Raw genomic sequence first — 20411 nt, 5'->3', positions numbered from 1 at the left:
GGAGATTACAGATGAGTACAGACAGATATCAAAGCCCGTTATCAGAACGTTATGCGAGTAAAGAGATGCAATACATTTTTTCTCCGGACATGAAATTCAGAACATGGAGAAAATTATGGATTGCACTTGCGGAGACAGAACGCGAACTTGGATTAAATATTACGGAAGAACAGATTGAAGAATTAAAGGCGAATGCAGATAACATTAATTATGATGTGGCAAAAGAGAGAGAAAAACTTGTGCGTCACGATGTAATGTCTCATGTATATGCTTACGGACAGCAATGCCCGAAGGCAAAGGGGATTATCCACCTCGGTGCGACTTCGTGCTATGTGGGGGATAATACGGACATTATTATCATGGCGGAAGCCTTGAAACTGGTAAAGAAAAAGTTAGTGAATGTAATTGCTGAATTGGCAAAATTTGCTGAGGAATACAAAGCGCTTCCTACACTTGCCTTTACACATTTTCAGCCTGCACAGCCTACTACGGTAGGTAAGAGAGCAACTCTTTGGCTGCAGGAGTTTATGCTTGATCTGGAAGATTTGGATTATGTGCTGAAAAGCCTTAAACTGTTAGGCTCAAAAGGTACAACAGGAACACAGGCAAGTTTTCTTGAATTATTTGACGGCAATCAGGAAATTATTGATAAAATTGATCCGATGATTGCGAAAAAAATGGGATTCGAGCAATGTTATGCAGTATCAGGACAAACATATTCGAGAAAAGTAGACACAAGAGTTGTGAACGTGCTTGCGGGAATTGCGGCAAGTGCTCACAAATTCTCCAACGATATTCGTCTTCTTCAGCACTTGAAAGAAGTGGAAGAGCCGTTTGAAAAGACACAGATTGGTTCGTCGGCTATGGCATATAAGAGAAATCCGATGAGAAGCGAGCGTATTGCCTCTTTATCGAGATACGTTATGATAGATGCGCTGAACCCTGCCATCACATCGGCAACACAGTGGTTTGAGAGAACATTGGACGACTCAGCTAACAAACGTTTAAGTGTACCGGAAGGATTTTTGGCAATCGACGGTATTCTGGATCTTTGCTTAAATGTTGTGGACGGTCTTGTTGTATATCCAAAAGTAATTGAAAAACGTCTTATGTCAGAACTTCCGTTTATGGCGACAGAGAACATTATGATGGACGCAGTAAAAGCAGGTGGAGACAGACAGGAACTTCATGAAAGAATCCGTGAACTTTCTATGGAAGCAGGAAGAAATGTAAAAGAGAAAGGGTTAGATAATAATCTTTTGGAATTAATCGCACAGGACGCTGCTTTCAATCTGACTTTGGAAGATTTACAGAAGACAATGGATCCGACAAAATATGTTGGACGTTCAAAAGAACAGGTAGATGCCTTCCTGAAAAACGTAGTAAATCCAATGTTGGAAGAAAATAAAAATATACTTGGCATGAAGGCTGAGATTAATGTATAATAGGAAAGTAAAGAAATAGAATGTGCTATGCACATTCTATTTTTCATGTGCGAATTTACAAAAGTACAGATAGTTTTCATGAAAAAGGAGCAGGCAGAAGATGAATAATGAACAACTAATGGAAACGGCGATGCTTGCCGGCGAGATTATGCTATGCAGCGGAGCAGAGACATATCGTGTAGAAGATACGATGAGCCATATTTTAAAGAATGCAGATGCAGAACAAAAGGAAGTTCTGGTAATGATGACGGGAATTATGGCAACTCTAAAAAAAGAGGGAGAGAAACCGTCTACGATTATAAAGAGAGTGACAGACAGAGGGACAAATTTGAACAGAGTTGTGCGTGTGAATGAAGTTTCCAGAAAACTTTGCAGTGGAGAACTTACAGTAGATAAAGCCTACCAGGAGTTAAAGAAGATTGCATCGGGCAGATATAAGGAGTTTACATCGCCTCTGTATCATTTTTCTGCCACAATTATTGCGGTAATAGGTTTTACCATGATGTTTGGAGGGAAGGTAAACGAAATCTGGACATCTGCGATAGTAGGCGCTCTGCTGGGGTTTTGTATGGAAGCGGGGAGAAGGCTTGAGGTACATGACTTTATGATGGACGCCATATCTTCTATGGCAATTACGGTACTGACTATACTTCTTAAAGCATATCTTCCCGTGTCGATAAATATGGATACGATTATTATCAGTGCGATTATGCCTCTCGTTCCCGGAGTGGCAATTACGAATGCAGTAAGGGACACTTTACAGGGAGATTACATTACGGGAAGTTCAAGAATGTTGGAGGCGTTTATCAAGGCAGCGTCCATAGCACTTGGAGTCGGTATCGGAATGATGCTGTTTGGAAGTAAGTTTATCGGGAGGACAGTTTTATGATATTACAGATTATAGGAGCGTTTATTGCCATTTTCGGATTTGCCATTTTGCTTGAAATTCCGAAAAAATATTTGGTGCTTGCGGGAGTTGTTGCTGCAATCGGCTGGTCGATATATCTGCTCAGTGAAGCGATGGGAACGGGAGCGGTGTTCGCTTCGTTCTTTTCGGCGCTGACGGTAACACTCGTATCCCATTTATTTGCAAGGACGATGAAAACACCGGTCACTGTTTTTTTGATTGCCGGAATTATTCCCACTGTGCCGGGAGCGGGTATGTACCGCATAGCCTATTATATGATTATGGGGGACAGTGAAATGTACGCCCATTATTTTACGGAAACATTAAAGATTGCGGGGGTTATCGCACTGGCTATTTTTATTATGGACACGATTTTTAAGTTTTTTATGAAAAATGGAATCAAGCAGAATTCATTATCCTATACGAAAAGAAAAATGAATAAAAGAAAATAAAAAATTGCAAAAAGTTCTACATAACACAATAAAAATAGAAAAAAATGAAAGAAACAATTGACTAAACGTCAAAAAGTGTATAAAATAACCATTAACGAGAAAATAGGAGGGTCTGTGATGGTAGCGTATAGTGAGTTGAGTAAAGAGGAACTTTTAAAGTTGAAAAATGAGTTGGAAGAACAGTTTTCTGAAGTGAAGGCAAAAGGATTGAACCTTGATATGTCGCGTGGGAAACCGTCAGCAGCACAACTTGATCTGGCAATGGGAATGATGGACGTCCTAAACAGCAAGTCTGATTTAAAATGTCAGGAAGGTGTGGACTGCAGAAACTACGGTGTATTAGACGGAATTCAGGAGGCAAAACAGTTACTCGCAGACATGATGGAAGTTCCAAAGGACAATATTGTTATTTTCGGTAACTCCAGTTTGAACGTAATGTACGACACAATTGCACGTTCCATGACACACGGTGTAATGGGAAGTACACCTTGGTGCAAATTAGATAAAGTGAAATTCTTATGTCCGGTTCCGGGATACGACAGACATTTTGCAATTACGGAACATTTCGGAATCGAGATGATTAACATTCCGATGACGGAGAGTGGTCCGGACATGGATTTGGTAGAAAAACTGGTAAGTGAAGATGAGGCGATCAAGGGAATCTGGTGTGTTCCCAAATATTCAAATCCACAGGGAATCACTTATTCTGATGAGACGGTACACCGTTTTGCCAAGTTAAAACCGGCGGCAAAAGATTTCCGAATTTATTGGGACAATGCTTACGGGATTCATCACTTATATGAAGACAAACAGGATTATTTGATTGAGATTTTGATGGAATGTAAAAAAGAAGGCAATCCGGATATGGTATATAAATTTTGTTCCACATCAAAGGTAAGTTTTCCGGGCTCAGGAGTTTCGGCAATTGCGGCGTCTGATGCCAACCTCGTTGCAATTCGCAAGCAGATGACAATTCAGACAATCGGACACGATAAATTAAATCAATTGCGCCATGCAAGATTTTATAAAGACATTCATGGCATGGTAAAACATATGAAACTTCATGCGGATATTTTAAGACCGAAATTTGAGGCGGTATTAGAGGTGCTGGAAGAAGAGTTGGGTGGCCTTGGAATTGGTTCGTGGCTGGCTCCGCGAGGCGGATACTTCATTTCCTTTGATGCGATGGAAGGCTGTGCAAAGGCTATTGTGGCAAAGGCGAAAGAGGCAGGTTTGGTTATGACTCCGGCAGGGGCGACGTTCCCATATGGAAAAGACCCGAAAGACAGCAATATCCGAATTGCTCCGTCTTATCCGACACCGGAAGAGTTAAAGATTGCATCGGAAATTTTTGTTTTAAGTGTGAAATTGGTAAGTATAGATAAATTACTGGAAGAAAAGAAATAGATTTTAATAGAGAAAGGGTAGCAGATAAGAGTGTCTCTTATTGCTATCTTTTTTCTACATTATGAAAAGGAGTAGCGATGGAAGAAAAGAAAGTTCCTGAATATGAAGAAATGCATAAGGTGTTGAATTTTGCTCTGGACGCAGGAAGAATTCTCTTAAAAAACGGTGCGGAAATTTTTCGTGTGGAGGAAACAATCGATTACATATGTAAGCGGTATCACATCAAAGAAGTAGATACTTTTGTGTTGAGTAATGGAATTTTTATTACGGCTGAGAAAGAGGGAAAGGAAATGTTTGCAAAAGTAAAACATATTCCGCTGTCCGGCACACACCTTGGTATTGTAACTGCCGTAAATGATTTGTCGAGAGAAATAACTGCACGGCGGATTAGCCTTGATGAGGCGATTGAAAAGTTGAAAGAGATTGAAAATATGCCGCCGAAAAAAAGGTATTTCCGCATTTTTGCGGCGGGAATGGGAAGCGGCGGATTTTGTTATCTGCTTCAGGGAAACCTTTTTGAAAGCGCTGTCGCTTTTGTTATCGGCATGATTTTATATACTTTTGTCACCTTCACGGAAAAACACCCGATATCGAAAGTGATTGTCAATATTGTGGGGGCGGGACTTGTAACGGTTTTGGCTCTTCTTGTCTGTAATTATTGTTTTCCGTTTTTAAGGAGAGATAAAATTATTATCGGTTCAATACTTCCACTTGTACCGGGAGTTGCATTTACCAATGCCATAAGGGATATAGCGAGAAGTGATTTTATTTCCGGTACGGTACGCATGATTGATGCTGTTTTGGTGTTTGTTTATGTGGCAATTGGAGTCGGAGTAGTGCTGACTCTTTATCAAAATATGTTAGGAGGGTTTGCGCTGTGATATCGGATATTATCAGTTCGTTTATGGGAACGCTGGCGTTTTCCATTTTATACAATGTAGATAAAAAGTTTTATTTTTACTGCGGACTGACGGGTACTGCGGGTTGGCTTTGTTACCGTATGGCTGTTGATTTTTCTTCGCCGGCGGTTGCTTCTTTTATCGGAACGCTGATGGTCGTTCTGATTTCCAGAATTTTCTCTGTCTGGAAAAAATGTCCGATTACGGTCTTTTTGATTTCGGGAATATTTCCGCTTGTGCCGGGAGCGAGCGTGTACTATACGGCATATTATTTTGTTACGGGGGACGTTGCACTTCCCTCACAGATGGGAATTTCCTCGGTTAAAATAGCATTTGCCATTGTGCTTGGCATTATTTTCATTGTATCCATGCCGAGGCAGTGGTTTTCTTTCCGGTATTGGAAACAGAAGATTATGAAATAACCTTGTCAATTCTCTGCTTCCTATATATAATAGACGGTAGAGAGTACATAGAATAGGAGAGTTGAAAATGAGTAAAGTAAGAACAAGATTTGCACCAAGCCCTACGGGAAGAATGCATGTAGGGAATTTGAGAACAGCATTGTATGCATATTTAATTGCAAAACATGAAGACGGTGATTTCCTTCTTCGTATCGAGGATACAGACCAGGAGCGTTTGGTGGAAGGCGCTATTGATATTATATACAGAACATTGGAAAAAACAGGACTTATCCATGATGAAGGGCCGGACAAAGACGGCGGATACGGACCGTATGTACAGAGTGAACGCAACGCTTCAGGTCTTTACTTAAAATATGCGAAACAGTTGGTAGAGCAGGGAGATGCCTATTACTGTTTCTGTGATAAAGAGAGACTTGAATCTTTAAAGAGTACGGTAGCGGAAGGCGGAACAGAGATTGTTGTATATGATAAACACTGTTTGCATTTAAGTAAAGAAGAAGTGGAGAAGAATCTTGCGGAGGGAAAACCTTATGTTATCCGCATCAATATGCCGACGGAGGGAACAACAACATTCCACGATGACATTTACGGAGACATTACTGTTCCGAATGCGGAATTGGACGATATGATTTTGATTAAATCAGACGGATTCCCGACATATAACTTTGCAAACGTAATAGATGACCATTTACAGGAAATTACACATGTCGTGCGTGGAAATGAATATTTATCATCAGCGCCGAAATATAACAGATTATATGAGGCGTTTGGCTGGGAAGTTCCGACATATGTGCACTGTCCGTTAATTACAGATGAAAGTCATAAGAAATTGAGTAAACGCTGCGGACATTCTTCATATGAAGACTTGTTGGAACAGGGATATTTGACAGAAGCGATTGTAAACTATGTTGCACTGTTAGGCTGGAGTCCTACAGACAACAGAGAAATTTTCTCGTTGGAAGAACTTGTAAAAGTATTTGACTATCACCATATGAGTAAATCTCCGGCAGTGTTTGACACGGTGAAATTAAAATGGTTAAACGGTGAATATTTGAAAGCAATGGATTTCGATAAGTTCTTTGAACTGGCAAAACCTTACATTGAAGAAGTTGTGACAAAAGATTATGATTTGAAGAAAATTGCTGCTCTTGTAAAGACGAGAATTGAGATTTTCCCTGATATTAAAGAACATATTGATTTCTTTGAAGAATTACCGGAATATGATACGGCAATGTACACACACAAGAAGATGAAAACAAACGAAGAAACTTCTCTGGAAGTGTTAAAAGAAATCCTTCCGTTATTTGAAGCGCAGGAAGATTACAGCAATGATGCGTTGTATGCCACTTTAAAAGGATATGTGGAAGAAAAGGGCTGCAAGAACGGATATGCAATGTGGCCGGTAAGAACAGCGGTTTCAGGAAAACAGAATACACCGGGCGGCGCTACGGAAATTATGGAAATCTTAGGAAAAGAAGAATCTTTAAGACGTATCCGCAGAGGAATTGAATTATTAAGCAAATAAGGGGAATATATGGGATTTAATAAAGCACAAACGGAAGCAATTACACATCAGAACGGTCCCATGTTAGTTTTGGCAGGTCCCGGCTCCGGGAAAACACTTGTCATTACGAAAAGAATAGAATATTTAATTCAGAAACGAAAAGTAAGACCAGAAGAAATTCTGGTCATTACTTTTACTAAGGCTGCCACAAATGAGATGCGCGAAAGATTCAGGAAGTTAATGCAGGGACAGCATTTTCCCGTTACATTCGGAACGTTTCATGGAATTTATTACGGCATATTAAAGTGGGCATACGGACTGTCAGCAGAAAATATTTTTTCTGAGGAAGAGAAAATAAGACTTTTAAAAGAGATATTGGAACATACAGATGCGGAAATCGAAGTGGACGATGAAAAAGATTTTTTAGAAGGAATTACAGGAGAAATCAGTTGTATAAAAAACAATCAGTTAGAGATAAAAGAATTTCAGTCTGTTTATTGCCCGTCAACTGTATTTAGAGAAATCTATTATACATATGAGAGGGAAAGAAATAGAAGAAAGAAACTGGACTTTGATGATATGCTTGTTCTCTGCCATGACTTGTTCATAAAAAGACCGGATATATTGGAAAAGTGGCAGGAGAGATATAAATATATTTTGATAGATGAATTTCAGGATATTAACAAGGTGCAGTATGATGTTATCCGTATGCTTGCATTGCCTCAGAATAATTTGTTTATTGTCGGAGATGATGATCAGTCCATCTATAAATTTAGAGGGGCAAGACCTGAAATTATGCTTGGTTTTGAAAAAGATTATCCAAATGCGAAGAAAGTGCTGCTCGATATAAACTATCGTTCCACAAAGGCGATTGTAAACGGGGCAAAGAAAATCATTCAGAAAAATAGAAACCGATATGTGAAAAATATTATTACGTCAAATGAGCAGGGAGCAGATATACATGTGCAGGAAGTGAGAAATCTTTCTGAGGAGAGTGAATATGTCCTGAATGAAATTCGGGAAGAGATGAAAAAGGGGGTGCCGGCATCGGAAATAGCCGTACTGTTTCGCACGAATATGGAGCCGAGAATGCTGGTGGAAACTTTTATGGAATACAACCTTCCTTTTCAGATGAAAGAACACCTTCCAAATCTGTACGAACATTTTATCGGCAGAAATTTCTGTGCCTATATGCGAATGGCAGTTGGAAAGAGAGAGAGAAAAGACTTTTTGGAAGTGATGAACAGACCTGTCAGATATATCAGCAGAAGCAGTGTGGAGAAAGCGGAAGTTTCCTTTGAAAGCCTGCGGCGATTTTATTGTGACAAAGAATGGCTGCTAGACAGGATAGACCAACTCGACGTAGATTTGCGTATTATGAAAACGATGACGCCTTATGCAGCGATTCAATATATCCGTAAAAAAATAGGATATGATGATTTTCTTAAAGACTATGCCTATACGCGAAAAATCAAAGTGGAAGATTTATATGAAATTGCCAATGAAATTCAGACGAGGGCAAAAGAGTATAAGACGATAGAGGACTGGTTTTCCTACATAGAAAAGTATACTGAAGAATTGAAGAAAAGGTCAAAGCAGACAGAATCCAATCCAAACGCCGTTACTTTTTTGACGATGCACAGTGCGAAAGGACTGGAGTTTCATACCGTCTTTATCATTGAGGCGAACGAAGACATTTGTCCATATAAGAAGGCGGAGGTTGTGGAAGATATGGAAGAGGAAAGAAGAATGTTTTACGTCGCAATGACAAGGGCGAAGAAAAAATTATATATTTCTTATGTCAGAGAGAGGAATGGCAAGACAATGCTTCCGTCGAGATTTGTCAATGACTTACTCTTTGAATAGTTTTTTGGGAATTGTGTTATGCAGTTCCCTTTTTTAATAATTAATAAGTTAAAAAATATACAAAGTATTTTTTCTGAGTTGAAAATAAATTAGTAAAATCATACAAAATAGTACTTGAAAGTGCAAGAAATAAAGTGTATAATGCCAATCGAACGTTCTGGTTTGCGAAGGAACAGAGCAAATACATAATTCTTTGGAATGAGGAGGAACAAAGAGATGAAAAAGAGAAACCAATGGGTTGCTGCGGCACTAGCACTTAGTGTCGTGATGTCGGGAATTCCTGCGGAAAGTTTATCGGCAGGTAAACCGTCAGATGTATTTAAGGGAGAGGAATGGTTTGACCAGAATGACGTTTTCGAAGTAAACAGAGAAGACGCGCATGCAAGTTTTACGGGATTCGATAATCTTGAATCGGTAAAAAGTCCGCAAAAACGTCAACAGAAAGAAAAATCACCTTACTATTTATCATTGAACGCAAACAAGGGTGATAAGGACGGCTGGAAATTTAAAATGGTATCCAATCCGTCAGAAAGAGATATGGAGTTTTACAAACCGGAAACAGACGTAAGCGGCTGGGACAGTATTACAGTGCCAAGTAACTGGCAGACAGAAGGGTACGATTCACCAAAATATACGGATACAAGACTTCCGTGGGAGGGAGTGGAAGATCCGAGAGCGAATTATGGTCTTCCGGAAGACAGTCCGAGAGGTATTTCCCCTACGATTTACAATCCGGTAGGACATTACCGCAGAACATTCACAACACCTGAAAACTGGGACGGAAAAGAAGTGTTTGTCTCTTTCCAGGGGGTGGAATCTGCATTCTATCTGTGGGTAAATGGACATAAGGTAGGTTACAGTGAAGACAGTTATACTCCTGCAGAATTTGACATCAGTAAATATCTGAATCCGGCAGGAGAGGAAAATACAATTGCAGTACAGGTATACCGCTGGTCAGACGGAAGTTATTTGGAAGATCAGGATTTCATTCGTCTAAGCGGTATTTTCAGAGATGTTTTCTTATATGCGAAAGATAAACAGGCGTCTCTGTTTGATTTTGCATACACTACAGATTTAGATGAGAATTACACGAATGCAGAATTGTCTGTTGAGACTGTTTTGAGAAACTATGATGAAAAAGCAGATACTTCAGGATACAAAGTAAAAACATTTTTATACGATGCATCGGGAAAAACAGTTAAAGAAAAAGAACTGGGAGACTTGAAATTTGAACAGGTTCCCGGAGAAAAATTCAGACAGGCTAAAGTTTCTTATAAAGAAAATGTAGAAAAACCATTATTATGGTCTGCAGAAAATCCAAATCTATATGAGTTGGCATTTGTTCTCTATGACAATGAGGGGAATATTGTAGAGACAGCGGGAACACATGTAGGTTTCAGAGAAGTGGAGATTGTAAGAAAAGGGACAAACAAGTCGCAGATCCTTATTAACGGAGCACCGATTATGTTAAAAGGTGTAAACCGTCACGAGACAAGCAAGGAAACGGGAAGACACATTTCAGAAGAAAGCATGATTGAAGACATTAAGTTGATGAAACAGTATAATATCAATGCGGTTCGAAATTCCCACTATCCGAATGAGGCGAGATGGTATGAACTTTGTGACGAATACGGACTTTATATGATCGATGAGGCGAATATTGAATCCCACGGATTAAATGATTATATTCCACAGAGTGATCCACAGTGGATAAGTGCATGTAAAGACAGAATGACAAGCACTATTGAGAGAAGTAAAAATCACGCAAGTATCATTTCGTGGTCTTTAGGAAATGAAAGCTATGGCGGCGATGTATGGGCGGAACTTGGGAAACTTTGTAAGGAACTTGACCCGACAAGGTTTGTACATTACGAAGGCTGGAGAGATATTGAAGAAGTAGATGTATGGTCGAGAATGTACCGCAGGGTAAATGATCCGACTTCGACGGACAAGATAAAAAATCCGCTTGGCTGGTGGGGAGAGAACGGAACAAAACCTGCTTTCCAATGTGAGTATGCCCATGCAATGGGAAATGGTATCGGAAACTTAGATGAATACTGGGATATGTATGAAAAATATCCAAACCTTCAGGGCGGATTCATTTGGGACTGGGTTGACCAGACGATTGAACTTCCGACACCTACAAATAAAGTTTTGAAAGACGAAGGAAAAAATAATTTAGAAGTGCTTATGGACGGTTCTCTTGAAAGTGGAGAAAACGGCAAGGCAATGCGCGGATACGCTAAAGTATATAATGATAAATCATTACACTTAGCGGGAAATCAGGCATTTACTTTAGAAGCCGATGTAAAACCGGATAGTTTCAAAGAATCAAGGAATAATGATGGTTCAGGACAGTTGGACCCGTCAGATTACAATAAGACGGCGCCGATTATCACAAAGGGAAATGACGGCTGGAAATGTACAGAATCTTACGGATTGAGAAGACTCGTAGAAGGTGACAAAGATGTTCTGGAATTCTATATCTATAATCAGAATTGGAACGAAGAAGAAGGAGCATATGAAAAAGTATCGGCACAATATCCTCTTCCTGAAAACTGGGCAGATGAATGGCACCATGTGGCAGGTTCTTTTGACGGAACAAATCTGAAATTATATTTGGACGGAAAAGAAGTTGCTTCCGCAAAATCAAGTGCGGGAATTGCCGGAGGACCAAATCAGGTAGGTATCGGTGCAGATGTCACATTTGATGCTCAAAATCCAAATGTGCCGGACACATTTAAAGGCTTAATCGATAATGTACATATTTATAATAAAGTATTATCTTTAGAGGAAATCAACGATAAAACAAGAAAAGCAGATGATAGCACATTATTGTGGTTAAACTTTGATAATACAACTGCCAAAACATATGAGCAGGATAAGTACTACTCATTTGGTGGAGACTGGCAGAGTATACCGGAAGGAAATCCAAATAACAAAAACTTCTGTGCAAATGGTCTTGTGTCAGCCGACAGAACGGTACAGCCTGAATTACAGCAAGTTAAATATATTTATCAGAATGTCGGAATTGAAGATGAAGATTTGATGAATGGAAAAGTAAAGATTTCCAATAAATATCTCTTCCAAAACCTGAATGAATTCAAAGGAAAATGGGAATTAGTGGAAGATGGAAAAGTAATCCAGAAAGGAACATTCTCAGATGAAGATTTGAATATTGCTCCGGTAAATGATTATCCTGTTAATAATGCGAAACAAGATGTGAAAGAATACAATGAAAAAGTAGTTCAAATTCCATTTACGAAACCGGATTTAAAAGCGGGCGGAGAATATTTCATCAATATCAGTTTAGAGTTGAAAGAAGATACTTCATGGGCAAAGGCAGGTCATGAAGTGGCATACAGACAACTTCCGTTATCATACAAAGTTCCTGAAAAAGAGACGGCAGAATTGGATAAAATGTCTGAAATTCAGGTGACGGAGAAAGAGACTAAGACAACCGTAAACGGAAAAGACTTTACTTTAGAGTTTGACAAAACAAAGGGAACAATTGAAAGTTTTGTTTATCAGGGAACTGCACTGTTAGAAAACGGACCTGAACCAAACTTCTGGAGAGCGCCTACAGACAGTGATTTAGGATTTTATTCCGGTCTTGAAATGGATACATGGAGATATGCGGGACAGGATAAAGTTGTAACTGATGTAAAAACAGAAAAAATTGATGATAAGGCAGTACGCTTTACAGTGACATCTAAACTGCCGACAACAAATGAGTCTTTATACAAACAGACATTTACCGTATACGGTACAGGTGATGTAAAAGTAGACAGTTTATTACAGCCTGGAAAAGATCTTCCGATGATTCCTGTTGTAGGTAATATGCTTACATTGCCAAAAGAGTTCTCAAATGTTACATGGTACGGAAAGGGACCTGATGAAAACTATGTTGACCGTCAGAGCGGATACGAAGTGGGAGTGTATAAGAAAGATGTAAAAGATTTCTTTATCGACTATATCAAACCGCAGGAAACAGGAAACAGAACAGACACAAGATGGGTAAGTCTGACAAATGATAAAGGCGTAGGTTTGCTTGCAAAAGCGGACGGGGTTATGGAATTCAGCGCCCTCTATTACACACCGGAACAGTTAAGCAACGCATTACATTCTTATTTGTTAGAAGAAAATGATTCTATCTCTTTAAGACTGAATCAGAAACAAATGGGATTAGGCGGAGATAACTCGTGGGGAGCCAGACCTTATGCTCCTTACTTAATCAAAGCGGACAAGCCATATGAATACAGTTTTACACTAAAACCGGTTAATACGGCAGATGTTGATAAAACAATGGCAGATTCTAAAATCCAGATGCCTGAAGCAGAAGACGGAGAAGCACAGAAAGTCAATAAAGATAAACTTGCAGAAGCAATCAAAGAAGCGGAAGCGGTTGACACAAAACTATATACAGCGAAATCTGTTGAAAAAATGAATGCTGCTTTGAAAAAAGCAAAAGAAGTTTACGCGGACAAAGAAGCGACACAGAAAGAAGTGGACGCAGCGGAAAAAGAATTGCGAGATGCATTGAAAAATCTGGTGAAGAAAACAGAAGGCCAAAATAATAATGGTCAAGGCGCAAATAAACCGAATAAGCCGAATAAACCTGTTAAGACAGGAGATGCCACACCATTTACATTACTCTTTGGAGGACTGGCAGTAAGTCTTGGAACGATTCTGGGTCTGAAAAAGAGAAGAGATAAGTTAGATACAGAAGAATAGAAAAAAGTTACAAAAAAGACGTCCGACATAAGCGGGCGTCTTTGTATTGGAATTAATCTTCGTCAGATAATTCTTCATATTCCTGAGCGTCTAACCATTCATCAAACGCATCAGCGGCTACTTCATATTCATCATCGTCTTCAATGTTGTCGAGAGTAGGTTCTCCGTCAACTTCCGCATAACGGTAAAGATATACGTCGCCTTCTTCGTTGTCACCATCTTCATCAATAGGAAGAAGCGCGATATATTCTTTTCCGCCCGCTTCATAGATAGTCAGTACAACACATTCTACTTCTTCATCATTGTCCAATGTCAATGTTACCGTTACTTCTTCGTCGTGGCAGTTGCAGTTATCGTGGCCACAGTTGCAATTATGTTCACTCATATTTTTATCTCCTTTATATTTTGATATTATCACTCTAACAGAATGGGGGCAGAAATGCAAGGAGAAAAACTATTGACAACATATAAAAAAGGGATAAAATAAAGTAATAGAAATGTAATGAAACTGTAAAAGGAAGGAATAACAGTTATGGATATAAAGAGAGTGAAATTAGTTGTATTGGCAGTTTTATGTGCTTTTACGTTTGCAGGCTGTAAGAAAAATGTGGGAGCAGAGGAGGATAATCCGGTCAATACAGAACAGGAATCAGACGAGGAAAAAGTTACCTACAAATTTGGATTTTCGTGTATTGCCAAAGAAAACCCATACTATGTTACGCTGGCAGATTCTATTCGGGACAGTCTGAAGGAGGAAGGGCATACAGTCATTGGCATGAATAAAGACACACATTTAAGTTCGCAGGAACAGATAGAGCAGATCAATGAGATGATAGAACAGGGAATAGATGCGATTTTCCTATCACCTGTGGACTGGAAAGAGATTACACCTGCTTTGCAGGCATTAAGAGAAGCAGATGTGAAAATTATCAATATTGATACGAAAGTAGCGGACAGTGATTATATAGATGCCTATATCGGCTCGGACAATAAAAATGCGGGAACAGTATGCGGCAAGGACTTAATAGAGAAGTGTGAAAAAGGTGGAAAGATTGTGATTTTGGAATCGCCGACAATGAGTTCCGTAAATGAAAGAATTACCGGATTTGAAGAGGCGATAGCGGGAAGTCCTTTTGAAGTTGTGGCAAGAAAAGATGTGAAGGGTGACTTAACACTTGCTATGGAAGAAACAAAGAAAATTTTAAAGAAAAATCCGGACGTTGTTGCGATTATGTGTGGAAATGACCCATCGGCAATCGGCGCTCATGTTGCGGCAAATGAACTTGGAATAAAAGGAATTAAGATTTACGGTGTGGACGGTTCGCCGGAATTGAAAAAAGAATTAGAAAAACCGAATACGCTTATTGCCGGAACGGCGGCACAGTCACCGATTAATCTGGGAAAACTGGCAGTAAAAACTGCCGTAAATATGCTCAACGGAGAAGACTACGAAGAGGAAACATATTTGGATACATACCTGATTACGAAAGAAAATGTAGAAATGTATGGAACGGACGGCTGGCAATAAAAGAATTGAAAGGAAAAATGTATGGAACATTGTAAAGGTATGCCTTTTCCTATGGGAACTGCCATAGTGGGGGATAGTGTCAACTTTTCTACAACGGCAGCGAGCGGAAAAAAGTGTTTTCTTTTATTGTACAAAAAAGGCGGGAGAATACCGTCATATGAATTTGAGATGAAAGAGGAGTGCTCTTTTGGCGAGATAAGAAGTATTATGCTAAAAGGCATGGATTGGGCAGATTGGGAATATAATTACAAGATAGATAATGAAATCGTAACTGATGTGTATGCAAAAGCAGTTACGGGCAAAGAAGAAGGGGCGAAAGAAGAAAATCTTCTGACGAAAGGACGGATTTTTGCAGACACATATAATTGGGAGAATGATACACCGCTTTGTATTCCGGAGAATGAGGTGATAGCATACAGCCTTCATGTGAGAGGATTTACAAAGCATTCTTCGTCAAAAGTAAAACATGGCGGAACGTTTTTGGGAGTAAAAGAAAAACTCCCTTATTTAAAGCGGTTAGGTGTCAACCAAATTCATTGCATGCCGATATATGAATTTGAGGAAAACGGAAGGTATACAAACTACTGGGGATATGGTTCGGCTTTTTGTTTTGCCCCAAAAAGTTCTTATGCGGCATCAAAAGACTCTGTGAGTGAGTTAAAAGATTTAGTGAAAGCCTGCCATAAAAGTGGAATAGAGATAGTGTTTGATTTACCGTTTACGGCTGAGATGTCAAAACGAATGATAGCGGATTGCATTCGTTACTATAAGATGGAGTACCATATAGATGGCTTTATTGTAAATCCATTTCATGCGCCGTTTGAGGAATTGCAAAAAGATCCTTTGTTAAAAAACACAAAAATATTAAGAAAACAGGACGATTTTCAAAACACAATGCGCCGATTTTTAAAAGGTGATGAAGGAATGGTTGAGAGTGTTATGTGGTGGACAAGACATTTCTCTAAAGAAGAAGGAATCTTTAATTACATCACAAACCACACGGGATTTACTCTTTCTGATTTAGTTTCTTATGACGGAAAACATAATGAGAAAAATGGAGAAAAAAATCAGGACGGACCGGATTATAACTATAGTTGGAATTGTGGTGCGGAAGGTCCGAGCAGAAAAAGAGCGGTTGTAACATTGAGAAAAAAACAGATTAGAAATGCATTTCTTTTATTGCTGACATCTCAGGGCATTCCCTGTATTTTAGCGGGAGACGAATGCCATAATTCGCAGGAGGGAAATAATAATGTATATTGTCAGGACAATGAAATCGGCTGGGTAAACTGGGGGAATGCGGAGAAGGACAGGGAACTGTTCAATTTTGTACAGTCACTTATTCAATTTAGAAAAGAACATACAGTCTTGCATGCGCCGTATGAGTTAAAGGGAATGGACATCGTTTCCTGCGGAATTCCCGATGTTTCTTATCACGGAGAATATGCATGGCAGATTCCTTCTGAGATTTCCAGCAGGCAGTTGGGCATTTATTATTGTGGGGAGACACTTGGAACGGACAGTTGTTTTGTCGCCTACAATATGCATTGGCTGAAACATTCTTTTGCCCTGCCGGCGTTAAGGAAAGGCAGGAAATGGTATCGTGCCGTTTCTACGGAAGAGGGAGTGCTCAAAGAGATGGAAGAATTGGATAATCAGAAAGAAGTTACTGTTGCTGAACGGACAATAGTAATATTTGTTGGAAAGGAATAAAATATGAAAATCGGTTTAAATTCATTTCACTTAAAATTAATTGCAGTCATTACAATGATTATTGACCATATCGGACTGTTTTTCTTTCCGGAACATATTCTGTTTAGAATCATAGGACGTCTCTCTTTTCCGATTTTTGCCTTTTTAATTGTAGAAGGATTTTATCATACAAGGGATATTCGGAAATATATGATACGTTTAGCAGGACTTGGGGTTATTTCGGAAATTCCTTTTGATTTGCTCACAACAGGGAAGTTTTTTGATTTGCGTCATCAAAATGTATTCTTTACACTCCTCATCGGATTGATACTTTTGTACGGTTATGAAAAGCAGTACTCTACATTTTCAAAAGTAAGTTTTGCCTTTCTGATTTTGATTGCAGGAGATCTTTTCAGAGTGGATTACGGTGCGTGGGGAGTCTTAATGATTTTTTGCTTTTTTATTTTCAGAGAACGCATGTGGGCAAAAATAGTGAGTGTCGCAGTCATCAATGTCGTTGTATTTGGTTATATTCAGGCATTTGCCGTACTTGCACTTTTGCCGATTTGCCTGTACAATGGCGAAAAGGGAAGAGGTTACAAGTATTTCTTTTACCTTGTATATCCGGTGCACTTATGGATAATCTGGATAATTAAAACGATGATATAGGAGTGTCAGGAAATGAAGGCGTGGAAACATTTTTGTACAATTACACATCACAAAAAATTAGTTATGCAATATTGTTTTCGGGTAGGCTTGTATAAGCAGGGGTTATTGCATGACTTGTCTAAATATAGTTTCACGGAATTCCGTGTAGGGTGTAAATATTATCAGGGAACGAGAAGTCCCAACAATGCAGAACGAGAGACAATAGGTTATTCGAGTGCATGGCTGCACCACAAAGGGAGAAACAAGCATCACTATGAATACTGGATTGACTATGGTGTAGGAAAAGAAAAAGGGCTGATTGGTATGCCGATGCCGAAAAATTATGTTGTGGAAATGTTTATGGACAGAATAGCGGCATCAAAAACATATATGAGAGAAAATTATACGGATAGGAAACCTTTGGAATATTATGAGCAGGGAGCAAAATATGTAAGAAAAATGCTTCATGCTGATACGAGAGAGTTATTGGAAACCCTTCTTCATATGCTCGCAGAGAGAGGAGAAGAAGTTACATTTGCCTATATCAGAAAAGAAGTGTTAAATAAAAGATGAGTAAACGACGATAACATGTTTACTCATCTTTTTACTAATCCGGATAAATAAGTTGTTCCTGTGTAATATTTTCCAAAACATCATGTAAATATTTTTTGGCGATATAGTTTGCCATCGGTAAATTCATATCTAAATAGTTGCCACAGTCTTTGGCGCTTGCTCCCGGCACTTCCCCTGCAAAGTCTGCGATAAACCGGAACATTTCGATCAGGAGAGGAACGATGTCTGAAGACTCATATTCTCCTGCCAGAAGAAGATAAAAACCTGTACGGCAGCCCATGGGACCAAAATAAATTGTTTTCTCTCCAAAGATTTTATGATTTCTTAAAAATGTTGCGGCGAGATGTTCGATTGTATGCATTTCGGCCGTGTTCATTACCGGTTCGTCGTTTGGGCTGGTCAGTCTTAAATCAAATGTAGTAATTATTTCCGCCCCTACGGAATCTTTGCGTGAAACATAAACACCCGGTTTTAATTTTAGGTGGTCAATTGTAAAACTTGTGATTTTTTCCATAGCATTTCCTCCAATCATTTTCTTATTATATCGATTTTTAAAATAAAATGCAATCTTTCTCAGAAATGTGGTATAATGGTTGCACGAGTGCAATCCAGTGTAATTTTCGTATAGACAGTTTGGAGGGACAAAGATGAGATTGTATATCATGCGGCATGGAGAAACAGACTGGAATAAAGAAAAACGTTTGCAGGGACAGTCGGACATTGAGTTGAATGAGTTTGGCAGAAACCTTGCATATAAGACAAAAGAAGGGTTGAAAGATGTTCAGGTTGATTTGGTGATTACAAGCCCGTTAAAGAGGGCGAGAGAAACTGCTCTGATTGTGAAAGGTGACAGAGAGATTCCCGTAATCGAAGATGCGAGAATAGAAGAAATGTGTTTTGGAGAGTACGAAGGACTTTACTGTAAAGGAGAGAAGTTCAATATTCCAGATGAAGAATTCAAACGTTTTTTCGATGCGCCGGAAAGTTATAAGGCGTCAAAAGGCGGAGAAGATTTTAGCGAATTTAATGAACGGATAGAACACTTTCTTGATGATTTGTTTCATAACAGGGATTATCAGGACAACACAATTTTAATTTCTGTACATGGAGCGGTGCTGTGTGCAATTTTAAGAATTGTGAAAAAGAACCCGATGAAACTGTTCTGGCAGGGCGGAGTTCATAAAAATTGTGCTGTTACAATTATACGTGTGGAAGATACAATTCCAACGATTGAAGAAGAAAATATAGTCTACTACGAAGATGAAGTGGAAGACTGGTAATAAAATGGAGGAGAATGGAAATGATTAATGACAAAAAAGTATTATTCAGTGGAATGCAGGCAACAGGAAATCTTACATTAGGCAACTATCTTGGAGCATTAAAAAACTGGATTACATTAAGTGATGAGTATGAATGCTTTTACAGCGTTGTAGATATGCATTCTATTACAGTCAGACAGGACCCGGCAACATTGCGCAAAAGAGCGAGAGCATTGCTGACGTTATATATTGCGGCAGGTCTTGATCCGGAAAAGAACTGTATTTATTATCAGTCACATGTATCAGGGCATGCGGAACTGGCTTGGATTTTAAACTGCTATACATATATGGGTGAGTTGAATCGTATGACACAGTTCAAAGACAAGGCGGCAAAGCATGCAGATAACATTAATGCAGGGCTTTTTACTTATCCTGTTCTTATGGCGGCAGATATATTGCTGTTCCAGGCAGACGTTGTTCCGGTAGGAATTGACCAGATGCAGCACTTAGAGTTGACAAGAGATATTGCACAGAGATTTAATGGAATTTACGGGGACGTATTTACTGTTCCGGAGGCCTATATCGGCAAAGTCGGAGCAAAAATTATGAGTTTACAGGAGCCGACAAAGAAGATGTCGAAATCTGATGAGAATCCAAATGGAAGTATTTATCTGATGGACGATCCTGACACGATTATGCGCAAGTGCAAACGTGCAGTGACAGATTCAGAAGCACAGATTCTTTACCGGGACGAGCAGCCGGGAGTGAAAAATTTAATTGACATTTACCGTGCATGTACAAACAAAACGGTTGATGAAGTTGTAAAAGAATTTGACGGAAAAGGATACGGCGACTTTAAAATGGCTGTAGGAGAGGCTGTTGTCTCTGTTTTAAAACCACTTCAGGACGAGGTGGCAAGGTTGGAAAAAGACAAAGGCTACATTGACAGCATCATTAAGAATAATGCGGAAAAGGCAAATTATTATGCGACAAAGACATTGCGCAAAGTGCAGCGAAAAGTAGGTTTTCCTGACAGAATAAGATAATACATAAAAATGACATTTCAAGTTGAAAT

Annotated in this window: 17 protein-coding genes; 15 read left to right on the top strand and 2 right to left on the bottom strand. The window is 39.2% G+C overall.

All coding sequences use genetic code 11. The annotated features are described in order from the left end of the window. Positions 1–11 precede the first annotated feature (11 nt). The 9 genes from purB to ACYQ35_RS07295 all read left to right on the top strand — a co-directional run bounded on the left by purB (position 12) and on the right by ACYQ35_RS07295 (position 13636). Positions 12–1445, top strand: coding sequence for an adenylosuccinate lyase (gene purB, locus ACYQ35_RS07335; RefSeq protein WP_459831743.1), 1434 nt, complete (start codon positions 12–14; stop codon positions 1443–1445). Between the two features lie 100 nt (positions 1446–1545). Beyond that, positions 1546–2334 (top strand): threonine/serine exporter family protein, encoded by a 789-nt coding sequence (locus tag ACYQ35_RS07330; RefSeq protein WP_009461061.1) that lies wholly within the window; start codon positions 1546–1548, stop codon positions 2332–2334. Further along, positions 2331–2804 carry a threonine/serine exporter family protein gene (locus ACYQ35_RS07325; protein WP_009461062.1) on the top strand — a complete coding sequence of 158 codons (474 nt, stop codon included), beginning with the start codon at positions 2331–2333 and terminating at the stop codon, positions 2802–2804. Before ACYQ35_RS07330 ends, ACYQ35_RS07325 begins: the two co-directional genes overlap by 4 nt. A 117-nt stretch (positions 2805–2921) precedes the next feature. After that, entirely contained in the window at positions 2922–4211 is a 1290-nt protein-coding gene (locus tag ACYQ35_RS07320) for a PLP-dependent aminotransferase family protein (RefSeq protein ID WP_009461063.1), read from the top strand. Between the two features lie 77 nt (positions 4212–4288). Continuing rightward, positions 4289–5092 (top strand): threonine/serine exporter family protein, encoded by an 804-nt coding sequence (locus ACYQ35_RS07315; protein WP_009461064.1) that lies wholly within the window; start codon positions 4289–4291, stop codon positions 5090–5092. Next, positions 5089–5532: a threonine/serine exporter family protein gene (locus tag ACYQ35_RS07310; RefSeq protein WP_459831736.1), complete on the top strand. Its 444-nt coding sequence runs from the start codon at positions 5089–5091 to the stop codon at positions 5530–5532. The genes ACYQ35_RS07315 and ACYQ35_RS07310 overlap by 4 nt, the downstream gene beginning before the upstream one ends. A 67-nt stretch (positions 5533–5599) precedes the next feature. Next, positions 5600–7057, top strand: coding sequence for a glutamate--tRNA ligase (gltX, locus tag ACYQ35_RS07305; RefSeq protein WP_009461066.1), 1458 nt, complete (start codon positions 5600–5602; stop codon positions 7055–7057). A gap of 9 nt (positions 7058–7066) precedes the next feature. Beyond that, positions 7067–8902 (top strand): ATP-dependent helicase, encoded by a 1836-nt coding sequence (locus ACYQ35_RS07300; protein ID WP_459831732.1) that lies wholly within the window; start codon positions 7067–7069, stop codon positions 8900–8902. Positions 8903–9118: 216 nt separating this feature from the next. Beyond that, entirely contained in the window at positions 9119–13636 is a 4518-nt protein-coding gene (locus ACYQ35_RS07295) for a glycoside hydrolase family 2 TIM barrel-domain containing protein (protein ID WP_459831729.1), read from the top strand. A 52-nt stretch (positions 13637–13688) separates the two neighbouring features. Here ACYQ35_RS07295 and ACYQ35_RS07290 read toward each other — a convergent pair whose 3' ends face one another. Beyond that, complete coding sequence (locus tag ACYQ35_RS07290) at positions 13689–14021, bottom strand: DUF1292 domain-containing protein (protein ID WP_009461069.1); 333 nt, start codon at positions 14019–14021, stop codon at positions 13689–13691. A 147-nt stretch (positions 14022–14168) separates the two neighbouring features. Here ACYQ35_RS07290 and ACYQ35_RS07285 point away from each other — a divergent pair, with 147 nt between their 5' ends. The 4 genes from ACYQ35_RS07285 to ACYQ35_RS07270 are packed head-to-tail and all read left to right on the top strand — an operon-like array spanning position 14169 to position 18077. Beyond that, positions 14169–15164 (top strand): sugar ABC transporter substrate-binding protein, encoded by a 996-nt coding sequence (locus ACYQ35_RS07285; RefSeq protein ID WP_009461070.1) that lies wholly within the window; start codon positions 14169–14171, stop codon positions 15162–15164. A 21-nt stretch (positions 15165–15185) separates the two neighbouring features. After that, on the top strand, positions 15186–16877 hold the full coding sequence (locus tag ACYQ35_RS07280; protein WP_459831720.1) for an alpha-amylase family glycosyl hydrolase: 1692 nt from the start codon (positions 15186–15188) through the stop codon (positions 16875–16877). Between the two features lie 3 nt (positions 16878–16880). Beyond that, positions 16881–17525 (top strand): TraX family protein, encoded by a 645-nt coding sequence (locus ACYQ35_RS07275; protein ID WP_009461072.1) that lies wholly within the window; start codon positions 16881–16883, stop codon positions 17523–17525. A gap of 12 nt (positions 17526–17537) precedes the next feature. Continuing rightward, positions 17538–18077, top strand: a complete 540-nt coding sequence (locus ACYQ35_RS07270) for a DUF5662 family protein (protein WP_009461073.1) — start codon at positions 17538–17540, stop codon at positions 18075–18077. Between the two features lie 34 nt (positions 18078–18111). Here the strand turns inward: ACYQ35_RS07270 and ACYQ35_RS07265 are convergent, their stop codons facing one another. After that, on the bottom strand, positions 18112–18591 hold the full coding sequence (locus ACYQ35_RS07265) for an S-ribosylhomocysteine lyase (protein ID WP_009461074.1): 480 nt from the start codon (positions 18589–18591) through the stop codon (positions 18112–18114). 133 nt (positions 18592–18724) lie between these two features. On the opposite strand from ACYQ35_RS07265, the gene ACYQ35_RS07260 reads away from it, so the two are divergent. After that, positions 18725–19357 carry a histidine phosphatase family protein gene (locus ACYQ35_RS07260; RefSeq protein ID WP_459831714.1) on the top strand — a complete coding sequence of 211 codons (633 nt, stop codon included), beginning with the start codon at positions 18725–18727 and terminating at the stop codon, positions 19355–19357. Positions 19358–19377: 20 nt separating this feature from the next. After that, positions 19378–20382, top strand: a complete 1005-nt coding sequence (trpS, locus tag ACYQ35_RS07255; RefSeq protein WP_009461076.1) for a tryptophan--tRNA ligase — start codon at positions 19378–19380, stop codon at positions 20380–20382. Positions 20383–20411 lie beyond the last annotated feature (29 nt).

The sequence above is a fragment of the Faecalimonas hominis genome, assembly GCF_054660755.1.
Note: the sequence above shows the minus strand (reverse complement) of the source record. Positions and strands in the feature narration are given on the sequence as shown.

Bases quoted from the DNA above. Each gene is read 5' to 3' on its own strand.
- purB (WP_459831743.1), top strand. From the start codon at position 12: ATGAGTACAGACAGATATCAAAGCCCGTTATCAGAACGTTATGCGAGT.
- ACYQ35_RS07330 (WP_009461061.1), top strand. From the start codon at position 1,546: ATGAATAATGAACAACTAATGGAAACGGCGATGCTTGCCGGCGAGATT.
- ACYQ35_RS07325 (WP_009461062.1), top strand. From the start codon at position 2,331: ATGATATTACAGATTATAGGAGCGTTTATTGCCATTTTCGGATTTGCC.
- ACYQ35_RS07320 (WP_009461063.1), top strand. From the start codon at position 2,922: ATGGTAGCGTATAGTGAGTTGAGTAAAGAGGAACTTTTAAAGTTGAAA.
- ACYQ35_RS07315 (WP_009461064.1), top strand. From the start codon at position 4,289: ATGGAAGAAAAGAAAGTTCCTGAATATGAAGAAATGCATAAGGTGTTG.
- gltX (WP_009461066.1), top strand. From the start codon at position 5,600: ATGAGTAAAGTAAGAACAAGATTTGCACCAAGCCCTACGGGAAGAATG.
- ACYQ35_RS07300 (WP_459831732.1), top strand. From the start codon at position 7,067: ATGGGATTTAATAAAGCACAAACGGAAGCAATTACACATCAGAACGGT.
- ACYQ35_RS07295 (WP_459831729.1), top strand. From the start codon at position 9,119: ATGAAAAAGAGAAACCAATGGGTTGCTGCGGCACTAGCACTTAGTGTC.
- ACYQ35_RS07290 (WP_009461069.1), bottom strand. From the start codon at position 14,021: ATGAGTGAACATAATTGCAACTGTGGCCACGATAACTGCAACTGCCAC.
- ACYQ35_RS07285 (WP_009461070.1), top strand. From the start codon at position 14,169: ATGGATATAAAGAGAGTGAAATTAGTTGTATTGGCAGTTTTATGTGCT.
- ACYQ35_RS07280 (WP_459831720.1), top strand. From the start codon at position 15,186: ATGGAACATTGTAAAGGTATGCCTTTTCCTATGGGAACTGCCATAGTG.
- ACYQ35_RS07275 (WP_009461072.1), top strand. From the start codon at position 16,881: ATGAAAATCGGTTTAAATTCATTTCACTTAAAATTAATTGCAGTCATT.
- ACYQ35_RS07270 (WP_009461073.1), top strand. From the start codon at position 17,538: ATGAAGGCGTGGAAACATTTTTGTACAATTACACATCACAAAAAATTA.
- ACYQ35_RS07265 (WP_009461074.1), bottom strand. From the start codon at position 18,591: ATGGAAAAAATCACAAGTTTTACAATTGACCACCTAAAATTAAAACCG.
- ACYQ35_RS07260 (WP_459831714.1), top strand. From the start codon at position 18,725: ATGAGATTGTATATCATGCGGCATGGAGAAACAGACTGGAATAAAGAA.
- trpS (WP_009461076.1), top strand. From the start codon at position 19,378: ATGATTAATGACAAAAAAGTATTATTCAGTGGAATGCAGGCAACAGGA.